The 13,848-nt window shown below is 69.5% G+C and carries 8 protein-coding genes; 5 read left to right on the forward strand and 3 right to left on the reverse strand.

Going from position 1 to position 13,848, the window contains the following annotated elements; translation table 11 throughout:
- The first annotated feature begins 133 nt into the window (after positions 1 to 133).
- Complete coding sequence (locus OHA11_RS44500; protein WP_266506812.1) at positions 134 to 1,699, forward strand: NAD(P)/FAD-dependent oxidoreductase; 1,566 nt, start codon at positions 134 to 136, stop codon at positions 1,697 to 1,699.
- Positions 1,700 to 1,775: 76 nt separating this feature from the next.
- On the opposite strand, the gene OHA11_RS44505 is transcribed toward OHA11_RS44500, so the two are convergent.
- Positions 1,776 to 3,563: a serine hydrolase gene (locus tag OHA11_RS44505; RefSeq protein WP_266506814.1), complete on the reverse strand. Its 1,788-nt coding sequence runs from the start codon at positions 3,561 to 3,563 to the stop codon at positions 1,776 to 1,778.
- A 208-nt stretch (positions 3,564 to 3,771) separates the two neighbouring features.
- Between OHA11_RS44505 and OHA11_RS44510 the strand changes: the two genes are divergently transcribed.
- The 4 genes from OHA11_RS44510 to OHA11_RS44525 all read left to right on the forward strand — a co-directional run bounded on the left by OHA11_RS44510 (position 3,772) and on the right by OHA11_RS44525 (position 10,459).
- Positions 3,772 to 4,881 carry a nitronate monooxygenase family protein gene (locus OHA11_RS44510; RefSeq protein ID WP_266506816.1) on the forward strand — a complete coding sequence of 370 codons (1,110 nt, stop codon included), beginning with the start codon at positions 3,772 to 3,774 and terminating at the stop codon, positions 4,879 to 4,881.
- A complete protein-coding gene (locus tag OHA11_RS44515; protein WP_266506818.1) occupies positions 4,878 to 6,428 on the forward strand; it encodes an acyl-CoA synthetase in 1,551 nt (516 codons plus the stop codon). The genes OHA11_RS44510 and OHA11_RS44515 overlap by 4 nt, the downstream gene beginning before the upstream one ends.
- A 207-nt stretch (positions 6,429 to 6,635) precedes the next feature.
- Positions 6,636 to 8,192, forward strand: coding sequence for an acyl-CoA synthetase (locus OHA11_RS44520; RefSeq protein ID WP_266506820.1), 1,557 nt, complete (start codon positions 6,636 to 6,638; stop codon positions 8,190 to 8,192).
- Positions 8,193 to 8,320: 128 nt separating this feature from the next.
- Positions 8,321 to 10,459 carry a sulfatase gene (locus tag OHA11_RS44525; protein ID WP_266506822.1) on the forward strand — a complete coding sequence of 713 codons (2,139 nt, stop codon included), beginning with the start codon at positions 8,321 to 8,323 and terminating at the stop codon, positions 10,457 to 10,459.
- Positions 10,460 to 10,526: 67 nt separating this feature from the next.
- Here OHA11_RS44525 and paaK read toward each other — a convergent pair whose 3' ends face one another.
- Entirely contained in the window at positions 10,527 to 11,822 is a 1,296-nt protein-coding gene (paaK, locus tag OHA11_RS44530) for a phenylacetate--CoA ligase PaaK (protein WP_266506824.1), read from the reverse strand.
- Positions 11,823 to 12,003: 181 nt separating this feature from the next.
- Positions 12,004 to 13,632 (reverse strand): acyl-CoA synthetase, encoded by a 1,629-nt coding sequence (locus OHA11_RS44535; protein ID WP_266506826.1) that lies wholly within the window; start codon positions 13,630 to 13,632, stop codon positions 12,004 to 12,006.
- Positions 13,633 to 13,848: the final 216 nt, after the last annotated feature.

The raw sequence follows: 13,848 nt of genomic DNA on the forward strand, positions 1-13,848 counted from the left end.
GTCCGTGGCTGGGCGCGCCCCGCGGCGGAGCCGCAAATGTCACAGCCCCGCGCCCCTGTAGGGCGCCGTCTGCTGCTCGGCCAGCTGCCGACCAGGTCTGGCTGATCTAGATCATCGCGTGTTACCTAGAGGCATGGGTGCATACGAGGGACGCCGGGAGCAGGATGTCGTCATCGTCGGTGGGGGGCACAACGGGCTGGTCGCCGCTGCCTATCTGGCGCGGGCCGGGAAGTCCGTGCTGGTTCTGGAGCGGCTGGGGGTGACCGGCGGGGCGGCCGTGTCCACCCGGCCGTTCGCCGGTGTCGACGCCCGGCTGTCGCGGTACTCGTACCTGGTCAGTCTGCTGCCCCGGAAGATCGTGCGGGACCTCGGCCTGGACTTCCGGGTGCGTGGCCGCACCGTGTCCTCGTACACCCCCACCGAACGCGACGGCCGGCCGGCCGGACTGCTCGTCGGCGGCGGCGAACGGCGTACCCGGGAGGCCTTCGCCCGGCTGACCGGCTCCGGCCGCGAGTACCAGGCTTGGCAGCGCTTCTACGGTATGACCGGCCGCGTCGCCCAAAAGGTGTTCCCCACCCTCACCGAACCGCTGCCCACGCGCGACGAACTGCGCCTCCGCATCGACGACGAGGAGGCGTGGAAGACCCTCTTCGAGGAGCCGCTCGGGGTGACCGTCGAGGACACCTTCGGCGACGATCTCGTACGCGGCGTCGTCCTCACCGACGCCCTCATCGGCACCTTCGCCGACGCCCACGACCCGTCCCTGCGACAGAACCGCTGCTTCCTCTACCACGTGATCGGCGGCGGTACGGGCGCCTGGGACGTGCCGGTCGGCGGCATGGGCGCGCTCACCGACGCGATCGCCGGAGCCGCGCGCGCCGCGGGCGCGGTCGTCGCCACCGGTCATGAGGCTGTCCGTGTGGAGACCGACGGGCGGACCGCCGAGGTCACGTACCGGACCGCGGACGGAGAGGGGACCGTCTCGGCCCGGCACGTTCTCGTCAACGCCTCCCCGCAGGAGCTCGCCCGGCTCACCGGTGACGAGCCGCCCGCCCCGGCCGAGGGCGCCCAGCTCAAGGTGAACATGCTGCTGAAGCGGCTGCCCCGGCTGCGCGACACGTCCGTCGATCCGCGCGAGGCCTTCTCCGGGACCTTCCATATCGCCGAGGGATACGAGCAGTTGGCGACCGCACACGCGCAGGCCGCCTCCGGTGCGCTGCCCGAGGCGCCGCCCTCCGAGATCTACTGCCACTCGCTCACCGATCCGACGACCCTCGGCCCGGACCTGGTGCAGCAGGGCTACCACACGCTCACACTCTTCGGCCTGCACACACCCGCCCGGCTCTTCGCCCACGACAACGACGGCGTACGCGAGGAACTGCTCAAGTCGACGCTCGCGCAGCTGGACGCGCATCTCGCCGAGCCGCTCGCCGACTGCCTGGCGACCGACGCGGACGGCCGCCCCTGCATCGAGGCGAAGACACCGCTCGACCTGGAGCGCGACCTGCGGCTGCCCGGAGGTAACATCTTCCACCGCGACCTCGCCTTCCCCTACGCGCAGGAGGGCACGGGCCGCTGGGGCGTGGAGACCGCACACGCGAACGTCCTGCTGTGCGGCGCGGGCGCGGTACGCGGCGGCGGGGTGAGCGGAGTGCCGGGGCACAACGCCGCCATGGCGGTGCTGGAGGAGTCCTCGTGACCTGGCGACCAGGTGACCTGGTGACCTTGTGACCGCCAAGTAGTGTTCGGCGGGCGTTCGTTGAGGCTCGTGGCGGTCAGTCCTTGGCGGGCGTCCAGCCCACCGGTTCGATGCGTGCCGCGTCCGCGGGCCTGGCCTCGTCGAACACGACCCGGTCGCCGTCCGCGACACGTAGCGCGTCCACGTACGCGCCTCGGCCGACGTAGAGCCGGTCCGTCGTGTACCGCCAGCGCAGGACGAGTTGCCGGGCCTCGGGGAGATCCGCGGTGAGCCGGTGCCAGGCCCGGCCCGACCAGCCGGTGACGGAACCGGCGGGGTGCTCCTGGGCGGTCTCACCGCGCCGGACGGTGCTGAACGGCACCGGCTGCCACGTGGTGCCGCCGTCCGTCGAGGACTCCAGGAAGAGGGCGTCCGCCCGCGGTTCGGTGTCCCACCACAGGGCGGCTCGCAGACGGCCCTCGGCGCCGACGTCCAGCGCGGGCAGCGTCAGCGTGGCGGCCGTGGCGGTCGCCATGCCGGAGAACCAGGCCGTACGTCCTCGCGCGGGCCGGACCGGCACCGCGCGGGCCAGGTTGTTGGCGGCGGCCACCCGGGGAGCGGAACCCGACCGCCAACTCCGCACCGGATGAACGGAGTTGCCGAGAACGATGAGGAACGAGTCGGCCGTCGGGTCGAGCACGAGCGAGGTGCCGGTGAAACCGGTGTGGCCCGCGGTGCTCGGCGTGGCCATCGCGCCCATGTACCAGTGCTGGTAGAGCTCGAAGCCGAGGCCGTGCTCGTCACCCGGGAACGCGGTGTTGAAGTCCGTGAACATCAACTCCACGGACTCGGGTTCCAGGATGCGAGCCCCGCCGTACGCACCGCCGTTGAGAAGCGTACGGCCGAGGACCGCCAGGTCCCACGCGGTGGAGAAGACACCGGCATGGCCCGCCACACCACCGAGGCTGTACGCGTTCTCGTCGTGCACCTCGCCCCGGACGAGGCCCCGGTCGAGCCCCGACCACGGTTTACGGGCGTCCTCGGTGGCTGCGATCCTCGGCTTCCAGGACGCCGGCGGGTTGAAGCGGGTGCGGCGCATTCCGAGCGGTGCGGTGATCTCGCTGCCGAGCAGGGCGTCCAGGGTGCGACCGGTGATCTTCTCCAGGACGAGCTGGAGCGAGATGAGATTGAGGTCCGAGTAGAGGTACGCGGTGCCCGGCGGGTTGAGCGGCGCCTCCTTCCAGATCCGCTGGAGCTTCTCCTCGTACGTCGGCGCGCTGTAGAGCGGGATCCACGCGCGGAACCCCGAGGTGTGGGTGAGCAGTTGACGGATCGTGATGTCCTGCTTGCCCGCACCGCCGAAGTCCGGGAGGTACGAGGCGACCTTCCCCTCCAGCTCCAGCGTGCCGCGCTCGATCTGCTGCACGGCGAGGATCGAGGTGAACAGCTTCGACACCGAGGCGAGGTCGAAGACCGTGTCCCGCGCCATCGCGATCTGCTGGTCGGCGGGGAACTCCACGGCGGTGTCGGTCTTCTCGTCGTACGCCGAGTAGCGCACCGCCTTGCCGATCGGGTGGTGCAGCGCGACCGTACCGCCGCGTCCGGCGAGCAGCACGGCTCCCGCGTACCAGGGGTACTTGGGGGAGGGGCCGAGGAACGTCTCGGCGTCGGCGACGAGTTGGCGCAGGTGAGCGGGGAGCAGTCCGGCGCGTTCGGCGGAGCCGTGCCGCAGGGTCGGGCGGCCGTCGGCGTCGCCGCTGCTCCCGGTGGCGCGGGGTGCGGCCGATGCCGAGGGGAGCGGTGCGAGGATCAGCGCGCCGCCCAACGCCGATAGACCGCGGCCCAGTTGACGACGGGTCGGCCCGCCGCCCGCTCTGTCCGTCATCGAGGAGCCTCCCGTTGTGCTGCCGCGTTTGCCGTGCCGCCTGAAAGTATTTTTCCGAGTTCGCTGTGCTCGGTGAAACTTTTGTGTCAGACGGGGGACGTGTCAACGGTGCCGCCCCGACTGGTCCTGGCCGATACCGACTTGAGCAAACTGACGGACCATCAGAAAAGGTCTTCCTTCGTCCGGAGGACTGCGGCATCCTGCGCCCATGCAGACGGAGCTGAGCAAGAAACTGGGAGTCGAGCACGCCCTCTTCGGCTTCACGCCGTTCCCCGCCGTCGCCGCCGCGATCAGCCGGGCCGGTGGGTTCGGTGTGCTCGGTGCGGTCCGCTACACCGCCCCCGACGACCTCAAACGCGACCTCGACTGGATCGAGGCGCATGTCGACGGCATGCCGTACGGGCTGGACGTCGTCATGCCCGCCAAGAAGGTCGAGGGCGTGACCGAGGCGGACGTGGAGGCGATGATCCCGGAGGGACACCGCCAGTACGTCAAGGACACCCTGGCCAAGTACGGCGTGCCCGAACTCGCCGAGGGCGAGGTCTCCGGCTGGCGCATCACCGGCTGGATGGAACAGGTCGCCCGCACTCAGTTGGACGTCGCCTTCGACTATCCGATCAAGCTGCTGGCCAACGCGCTGGGCTCACCGCCCGCCGATGTCATCGAGCGCGCCCACGGCCAGAACGTGCTCGTCGCCGCGCTCGCGGGCAGCGCCCGGCACGCCCGCAAGCACGCGGAGGCGGGCATCGACATCGTCGTCGCGCAGGGCTACGAGGCCGGCGGCCACACCGGTGACATCGCCTCGATGGTGCTGACGCCCGAAGTCGTCGAGGCCGTCCACCCGTTGCCCGTGCTGTCGGCGGGCGGCATCGGCAGCGGCCAGCAGATGGCCGCCGCGCTCACTCTCGGCGCCCAAGGTGTGTGGCTCGGCTCCATATGGCTGACCACCACAGAGGCCGACATGCACTCACGCGCCCTGACCCGGAAGCTGCTCGCCGCCGGGTCGGGCGACACGGTCCGCTCGCGCGCGCTGACCGGGAAACCCGCACGCCAGCTCCGCACCGAATGGACCGACGCCTGGGACGACCCCAACGGGCCCGGCACGCTCCCCATGCCCCTGCAGGGGCTCCTGGTCGCCGAGGCGGTCTCGCGGATCCAGCGGCACGAGGTCGAACCGCTGCTCGGGACACCCGTGGGACAGATCGTCGGCCGGATGAACAGCGAACGCAGCGTCCAGGAAGTCGTCGACGACCTCACCCGCGGCTTCGAGGAGGCCGTCGACCGACTCGACCGCATCGCAGGAAGGAGCCACGAGTGAGCCGGCACCCCAACGGCTTCTGGGCCCAGGCCACCGCCGACCCCGAGCGCACCGTGCTCGTCGCGACCGACGGCGAGGAGTGGACCGCCGGACGGCTGCACGCCGAGACCAACCGGCTGGTGCACGGACTGCGCGCCGCCGGGCTCGAACGCGGTGACGCCTTCGCCGTCGTGCTGCCCAACGGCGTCGAGTTCTTCACCGCGTACCTCGCCGCCTCGCAGGCCGGCTTCTATCTCGTGCCCGTCAACCACCACCTCGTCGGCCCCGAGATCGCCTGGATCGTCTCCGACTCCGGCGCCAAGGTGCTGATCGCGCACGAGCGGTTCGCCGACGCCGCACGCCACGCGGCCGACGAGGCGAAGCTCCCCGCGGACCGGCGGTACGCGGTCGGAGCGGTCGAGGGCTTCCGTCCGTACGCCGACCTCCTCGACGGGCAGCCCGGGGCGGTGCCCGAGGACCGCACGCTCGGCTGGGTCATGAACTACACCTCCGGGACCACGGGCCGCCCGCGCGGCATCCGGCGCCCCCTGACCGGCAAGCTCCCCGAGGAGACCTACCTCGGCGGCTTCCTCGGCATCTTCGGCATCAAGCCGTTCGACGACAACGTGCATCTGGTGTGCTCGCCGCTCTACCACACGGCGGTCCTCCAGTTCGCGGGCGCGTCCCTGCACATCGGGCACCGGCTGGTGCTGATGGACAAGTGGACGCCCGAGGAGATGCTGCGGCTCATCGACGCCCACCGGTGCACGCACACCCATATGGTCCCGACCCAGTTCCACCGCCTGCTCGCACTGCCGGACCACATAAGGGCGGGCTATGACGTGTCGTCCATGCGGCACGCCATCCATGGCGCCGCCCCATGCCCGGACCACGTGAAACGGGCCATGATCGAGTGGTGGGGCCACAGTGTCGAGGAGTACTACGCGGCCAGTGAGGGCGGCGGTGCCTTCGCGACCGCCGGGGACTGGCTGAAGAAGCCCGGGACGGTCGGCAAGGCCTGGCCCATCAGCGAGCTGGCCGTCTTCGACGACGACGGGAACCGGCTGCCGCCCGGTGAACTGGGCACCGTCTACATGAAGATGAGCACGGGCGGATTCTCGTACCACAAGGACGAGAACAAGACGAGGAAGAACCGCATCGGAGACTTCTTCACCGTCGGCGACCTGGGGTATCTCGACGAGGACGGCTATCTCTTCCTGCGCGACCGCAAGATCGACATGATCATCTCCGGCGGGGTCAACATCTACCCCGCCGAGATCGAGGCCGCCCTGCTCACCCACCCCGGCGTCGGCGACGCCGCCGCCTTCGGAATTCCGCACGACGACTGGGGCGAGGCGGTCAAGGCCGTCGTCGAACCCGCTCCCGGCTTCGAAGCGGGCGAGGCACTGGCCGCCGAGATCCTGGAGCACTGCGAGCGGCAGCTGGCCGGGTACAAGCGGCCGAGAAGCGTCGACTTCATCGAGACGATGCCACGCGACCCCAACGGGAAGCTGTACAAGCGCCGGCTGAGGGACCCGTACTGGGAAGGCCGTACCCGACCCGTGTGAGGGGCCGACATGTGCCGGTGAGACAGGCGTCAGCGAGGGGCTGTGTGGTCCCACTCCATGTGGGCTGGGACCACACGGCGTTCACCCACCGTGTCCACGGCTGAGTGATCGGTACGGTGTCCATGGCGGTGCCGGCGTCGGTGCCTGTCTCGGTCTCGGTCTCGCCGACTTGACCTCGCTCGCGCGACGGAACGAGGATCACGTGTCATGACGCCTGGACACGGCAGCACAGTTGACGGGGTGCTGCGGCGCAGCGCCCGACGTACCCCGGAGCGCGACGCGGTCACCTACCGCGACCGCACCTGGACGTACGCCGGACTCGACGAGGCCGTCTCCCGGGCGGCCCAGGTGTTGCGGTCCTCGGGCCTGGCTCCCGGCGACCGCGTCGGCGCCTACGGCCACAACTCGGACGCGTACCTCATCGGCTTCCTGGCCTGCGCCCGCGCCGGGCTCGTACACGTGCCGGTCAACCAGAACCTATCCGGCGACGACCTCTCGTACATCGTCGGCCAGTCCGGCAGCACGCTCGTCCTGGCCGACCCCGACCTCGCCGACCGACTCCCGGACGGCGTACGGGTGATGCCGCTGCGCGACGCGGACGACTCGCTGCTCGCGCGGCTGGAGTCGACACCTCCGTACGACGGCCCCGAGCCGCGTACCGAGGACCTGGTGCAGCTGCTCTACACCTCGGGCACGACGGCCCTGCCCAAGGGCGCGATGATGACGCACCGGGCGCTGGTGCACGAGTATCTGAGCGCGATCACCGCCCTCGACCTGAGCGCGGGGGACCTGCCCGTGCACTCGCTGCCGCTGTACCACTCGGCGCAGATGCACGTGTTCCTGCTGCCGTATCTCGCGGTCGGCGCCCGGAACACCATCATCGACGCACCCGACGCCGAGCAGCTCTTCGACCTGATCGAGGCGGGTCGCGCGGACAGTCTCTTCGCGCCGCCCACCGTGTGGATCGGCCTGTCGAACCGTCCCGACTTCGCGACCCGCGACCTGAGCGGGCTGCGCAAGGCGTACTACGGGGCGTCGATCATGCCGGTGCCCGTTCTCGAACGGCTGCGGGAACGGCTCCCCAAGCTCGCCTTCTACAACTGTTTCGGGCAGAGCGAGATCGGCCCGCTGGCCATGGTCCTCGGGCCGCACGAGCACCGGAAGGCACGCCTGGACTCCTGCGGGCGTCCGGTGCTGTTCGTGGACGCGCGGGTGGTCGACGAGAAGGGCGAGGACGTGCCCGACGGCACGTCCGGTGAGGTCGTCTACCGGTCACCGCAGTTGTGCGAGGGCTACTGGGACAAGCCCGAGGAGACGGCCGAGGCCTTCCGGGACGGCTGGTTCCACTCCGGTGATCTCGTGGTGCGGGACGCGCAGGGGTACTTCACCGTCGTCGACCGGGTCAAGGACGTCATCAACTCCGGGGGAGTCCTGGTCGCCTCACGGCAGGTCGAGGACGCGCTCTACACGCATCCCGAGGTGGCCGAGGTCGCGGTGATCGGGCTGCCCGACGACCACTGGATCGAGGCCGTGACCGCGGTGGTCGTCCCCCGCGGCGCGGTCACGGAGGACGAACTGGTCGCCCACGCGCGCGAGAACCTCGCCCATTTCAAGGCGCCGAAGAGGGTGGTGTTCGTGGACGAACTGCCCCGCAACGCCAGCGGGAAGATCCTCAAGCGGGAGCTGCGGGACCGGTTCGGAGCGGAGCCTTCGGAGGTCGGGTCCGGTGGCCCCGCCTCCGGTGGTTCCGCCCCTGGTGATTGAATCCTTGGCGGTTGGATCCTCGGTCGTTGAACTGAAGCCGCCGGTGAGCCGTACCAGCTAACGGCGGCCCGACCACCCGAGCCTGGTCCGCCACATCACCACCGGGTTTCGCAAGGAAGGACCTTCGGGTGTCGAGCACCACGAACTCTCGCCAGCTGCCGGACATGGACCGGACAACCCCCGAGGAGGACGTGACCGCGGAGGCTTCTCCTGCGGACACGTCTGACGACACCCGGCTCAGCACCTCCGTCGAGGAAGTCGAAGAGGTCGGAGAGGTCGAAGAGGTCGAAGAAAAGGAACCCGTCCGCGACACCGGCACTGCCTCTGACAAGGCCTCCGAGGATGAGGAGAAATCCGAGGCTGAGGGGAAGCCGGCCTCCGAAGAGGCCCCCGCAGCTGAGGAAGGTGAGGGCTCCGACAAGACCCCCGCAGTCGCGGACGGCGCGGTCACTGAGAAGGCCCCCGCGGTCGAGGAGAGTGTCGCGGACAGCGCGGCCGCTGCGAACGCTCCCGCAGCCGACGGAACCACCGTCCCCGACGAGGACACCTCCGCGAGCGACAGCCCCAGCGAGGCCGCGAGTGACCGTCCCGATGAGACCCCGGACGAGCCCGTCGCCTCGCGCAAGTGGCGGGACCGCCACGCGGTCGCCGTGCGCAACGTGGGATGGGCCGCCACGGCCCTGTCCCTCGCACTCGTGTACTTCGCACTCCTCATGCCGACCGACCCCGACGACTTCCGGCCCGGCATGTTCCTGCGTATCCCGGTGGAGGCGGTCCTCGGCGCCGCCGTCCTCATCGTCCTGCCGCGCAGGCCACGGATCGTGGTGGCGGTCGTCGCCGGCGCGGGACTCGGTCTGCTGACCGTCCTGAACTTTCTCGACATCGGCTTCAACATGTTCCTCGGCCGAGGATTCAACGTGGTCCTCGACTGGGTTCTCTTCGACGACGCGCAGGCATACCTCAAGGACACGATGGGCAACGGGGGCGCGATCGGCGCCGTGGTCGCGGTCGTGGCCCTCGTCCTCATCGTGCTCGTCGTGATGACCCTGGCGGTGCTCCGGTTGAGCAACGTCATGGTCCGTAACCGAGACGCGGCCAGCCGAGCAACCATGGTGGTCGGTACCGCCTGGGTCGTCTGCGCGGCGCTCGGCCTGCAGTACTCCGGTCCGGCGCTCGCGGCCAGGACCACGGTCGCCCGCGTCGAGGACCGGGTGAAGCGGGTGCAGGCGACCCTCAAGGACGAGGCGGCGTTCGCCAAGGAGGCGAAGAAGGACGCCTTCGGCGGCACCCCTGGCGACCAGCTGCTCACCGATCTGCGCGGCAAGGACGTCATGATCGCCTTCATCGAGAGCTACGGCCGCAGCGCGATCGAGGACGAGGCCACCGCCGCGGGCGTCGGCGCGACGCTCGATGCCAAGAACGAGGCACTGACCAAGGCCGGCTACTCCGCCAAGAGCGGCTGGCTCACCTCGGCGACCTACGGCGGCAGCAGCTGGCTCGGTCACTCGACCTTCCTGTCGGGTCTGTGGATCAACAACCAGAACCGCTATCGCACCGTCACCGCGGGCGAGCACCTGACCATCACCGGCGCCTTCCAGCGCACCGGCGCCTGGCGGACCGTGGGCATCATGCCGGGCATCCAGAAGAACTGGCCGGAGGGCAAGTTCTACGGCCTCGACGACGTCTACGACTCCCGGGAACTCGGCTACGAGGGCCCGAAGTTCAGCTGGTCGACCATGCCCGACCAGTACACCCTGAGCGCCTTCGAGCGCCTGGAGCACGGCAAGAAGCGCGACAAGCCGCTGATGTCCGAGATCATTCTGACCTCCAGCCACCAGCCCTGGGCACCGCTCCCCAAGACGATCCCCTGGGACCAGGTCGGCGACGGCTCGGTCTACGAGGGCATCGAGAAGGCGGGCAAGGACCCCTCGGACGTGTTCTACGACTCCACCAAGGTGAAGGAGGAGTACGGCAAGTCCATCGAGTACTCGGTGAACTCCCTCATCGACTACGTGGTCAAGTACGGCGACAAGAACACCGTGCTCGTCTTCCTCGGCGACCACCAGCCCATGGCCAAGGTCAGCGGCAGCAACGCCAGCAGGGACGTGCCCGTCTCGATCGTCGCCCACGACAAGTCCGTACTCGACAAGATCGACGACTGGGGCTGGACGGACGGCATCAAGCCCGACCAGTCGGCGCCGGTATGGAAGATGGACTCCTTCCGCGACCGCTTCCTGACCGCGTACGGCTCGACGCCCAAGCGGTAGAGGCGATGCGGTCCGCACCGGCTCCGCGGTCCGGTGCCGGTGCGGACGACGGGCCTAGGGCCCTGCCCTAGCGCGGGCGCAGGTCCATGATCCGCTTGATCTTCCCCACCGACCGCTCCAGCGACTCCGGTTCGACGATTTCGACGGTGACCGAGACTCCGATGCCGTCCTTCACGGCCGCCGTGATGGAGCGCGCGGCCTCGTCGCGGATCTCGGGTGTGGCGCCCGCCCGGGCCTCGGCGCGCACGGTGAGCGCGTCGAGGCGGCCCTCGCGGGTCAGCCGCAGCTGGAAGTGCGGGGCGACACCCGGTGTGCGCAGGACGATCTCCTCGATCTGCGTGGGGAAGAGGTTCACGCCGCGCAGGATGACCATGTCGTCACTGCGCCCGGTGATCTTCCGCATCCGGCGGAACACCCGAGCGGTACCCGGAAGCAGTCGCGTGAGGTCCCGGGTCCGGTACCGGATCACGGGCATGGCCTCCTTGGTGAGCGAGGTGAAGACCAGCTCGCCCTCCTCGCCGTCCGGCAGCACCTCGCCGGTGAGCGGATCGACGATCTCCGGGTAGAAGTGGTCCTCCCAGATGTGCAGCCCGTCCTTCGTCTCCACGCACTCCTGGGCGACGCCCGGGCCGATCACCTCCGACAGCCCGTAAATGTCGACCGCGTCGATCGCGAAGCGCTCCTCGATCTCCCGGCGCATCTCCTCGGTCCAGGGCTCGGCACCGAAGACGCCCACCCGGAGCGAGGTGTGCCGCGGGTCCACGCCCTGCCGCTCGAACTCGTCGAGAAGCGTCAGCATGTAGGAGGGCGTCACCATGATGATCCCGGGCTTCAGATCCTGGATCAGCTGCACCTGCCGAGCCGTCATGCCGCCGGACGCGGGGATCACCGTACAACCGAGCCGTTCCGCGCCGTAGTGGGCGCCGAGCCCACCGGTGAACAGCCCATAGCCGTACGCCACATGCACCGTGTCACCGGGCCGGCCACCGGCCGCGCGGATCGAGCGGGCCACCATGTCGGACCACATGGAAAGGTCGTTCTCGGTGTAGCCGACGACCGTGGGGCGCCCGGTGGTACCGCTCGACGCATGGATGCGGCGGACACGGTCCCGCGGCACGGCGAACATCCCGTACGGATAGTTCTCGCGCAGGTCCGCCTTCGTCGTGAACGGGAAGCGCGCCAGATCGGCGAGCGAGCGGCAGTCGTCGGGGCCGAGCCCCGCCTTGTCGAAGGAGTCCCGGTAGAAGGGCACGTTCTCGTACGCGTGCCGCAGCGATGTCCTCAGCCGCTCCAGCTGGAGTGCGCGCAGCCCCTCCGCGTCGAGCCGTTCGCCCGCGTCCAGCAGGTCCGTCGAATCCGCCATGGGACCGCTCCCTCACCAAACGTTCCATTACGTCTATTACATCCATTGCGGGCGACCGATCATTCGGTCGCTTTGCTCTGGATCAGTAATTCAGGGGTACGGGCCGTCGTCAAGACATGGGGCTGCCACGCGAGGAAGAGGTGGGGTCTGTGCGGCGCACTCCGCACGCCAGGGGTGAGGTCTAGCGGGCGGCCTCCGCCGCCATCGAGCGTGCCCACCGGTAGTCCGCCTTGCCGCTCGGTGAGCGCTGGATCGTGCCCGTGATCACCAGCTGGCGCGGGATCTTGTAGCCCGCGAGATGGGCGCGGCAGTGGGTCTGGATGTCGTCCAGGGACGGCCGCCCGGCGCCCTCGCGCAGCTGGACCACGGCGGCCACGTGGTTGCCCCACTTCTCGTCGGGCACTCCCGCGACCAGCGCGTCGTACACGTCGGGATGCGACTTGAGCGCCTGCTCGACCTCCTCCGGATACACCTTCTCGCCGCCGGTGTTGATGCACTGCGAGCCGCGCCCCAGGACGGTGACGACACCCTCCTCGTCGACGGTCGCCATGTCGCCGAGCAGGACCCACCGTGCGCCGTCCTTCTCGAAGAAGGTCTCGGCGGTCTTCTTCGGGTCGTTGTAGTAGCCGAGTGGCACGTGTCCACGCTGGGCGACGCGGCCCGGCTCGCCGACGGCGACCGGCTTCCGCGTCGCCGGATCCACCACCTGTGTACGGGAGTTGACGCGGATCCGGAAGCCGCGGTCGGGGCCCGAGTCCGCTGTCGCCGTGCCGTTGAAGCCGGATTCGGAGGAGCCGTAGTTGTTGAGCAGCATCACGTTCGGCAGGAGCGTCTGGAACTGTGCGCGGACCGTCTCCGACATGATCGCGCCGGACGAGGAGACGCTGAACATGGACGAGCAGTCGGTGCCCTTCAGGGGCCCGTCCAACGCGTCGATGAGCGGGCGCAGCATGGCGTCGCCGACCAGCGACATGCTGGTGACCTTCTCCTTCTCGATGGTCCGCAGCGCTTCTTCGGGCACGAACTTGCGGTGGATCACGATGCGTTGGCCGAAGTTGAAGCCGATGAAGGCGGTGAGGGTCGAGGTGCCGTGCATCAGCGGGGGCGCGGGGAAGAAGGTGATCCCGTCGCCGCCGGCCGCGACCCGCTCGGCGACCTCCTCCGGTGTCTTCACCGGCTCGCCCGTCGGAGCGCCACCGCCCAACCCCGAGAAGAACAGGTCTTCCTGACGCCACATCACCCCCTTGGGCATCCCGGTCGTGCCGCCGGTGTAGATGATGAACTGGTCGTCGGGCGAGCGGGGCGGGAAGCCGCGCCCGGATGATCCGGAGGCCTCGGCGTCGGCGAAGTCCACCGCTGACACCTCAGGCAGCGCGGGTGCGCCGGGGGCCGGGGTGCCCACCCGTACGAGATGCCGCAGCGCCGAGGCGCGTGGCAGGGCCGCCGCGACCCGCTCGGTGAACTCCGCGTCGAAGACCAGCGCCACCAGATCCGCGTCTCGGTAGAGGTAGACCAACTCCTCTTCCACGTAGCGGTAGTTGACGTTGACCGGCACGATCCGCGCCTTGAGGCAGCCGAGGACGGTCTGCAGGTACTCGATGCCGTTGTAGAGGTGCAGCCCGAGATGCTCACCAGGGCGTATGCCGCTGTCGATCAGGTGGTGCGCGATGCGGTTGGCCGCCGCGTCCAGCTCGGCGTAGGTGAGGCGGCGCTCCGCGCCCGTGCCGGGGTGGTCGATGTAGACGAGTGCCTCGCGGTCGGGGACCACGTCGACGACCGACTCGAACAGGTCGGCAAGGTTGTACTCCACCGCTCCTCCTGACCCCGGCAAGCATCGACGAATGGACGTGCGTCATCGCTTCGCCGGTCATCAGAGCAAAGGCCGCCACAACTGTGAAGGGTCCGCGCAGAAGAAATCTGACTGTCTGTCAGAAAACCCTTGAACTGGTCCCTCCCCTCCTGCAACCTGTTCTCGTTCCTGAGACGGGAGGACGGCAATGGGTGGGACGGAACACCTCACCGTGCA

Source organism: Streptomyces sp. NBC_00878, from assembly GCF_026341515.1.
Lineage (GTDB): Bacteria > Actinomycetota > Actinomycetes > Streptomycetales > Streptomycetaceae > Streptomyces.

What these genes read in the sequence shown, in the direction of transcription:
- OHA11_RS44500 (WP_266506812.1), top strand. Translation starts at nt 134, where the DNA reads ATGGGTGCATACGAGGGACGCCGGGAGCAGGATGTCGTCATCGTCGGT.
- OHA11_RS44505 (WP_266506814.1), bottom strand. Translation starts at nt 3,563, where the DNA reads ATGACGGACAGAGCGGGCGGCGGGCCGACCCGTCGTCAACTGGGCCGC.
- OHA11_RS44520 (WP_266506820.1), top strand. Translation starts at nt 6,636, where the DNA reads ATGACGCCTGGACACGGCAGCACAGTTGACGGGGTGCTGCGGCGCAGC.
- OHA11_RS44510 (WP_266506816.1), top strand. Translation starts at nt 3,772, where the DNA reads ATGCAGACGGAGCTGAGCAAGAAACTGGGAGTCGAGCACGCCCTCTTC.
- paaK (WP_266506824.1), bottom strand. Translation starts at nt 11,822, where the DNA reads ATGGCGGATTCGACGGACCTGCTGGACGCGGGCGAACGGCTCGACGCG.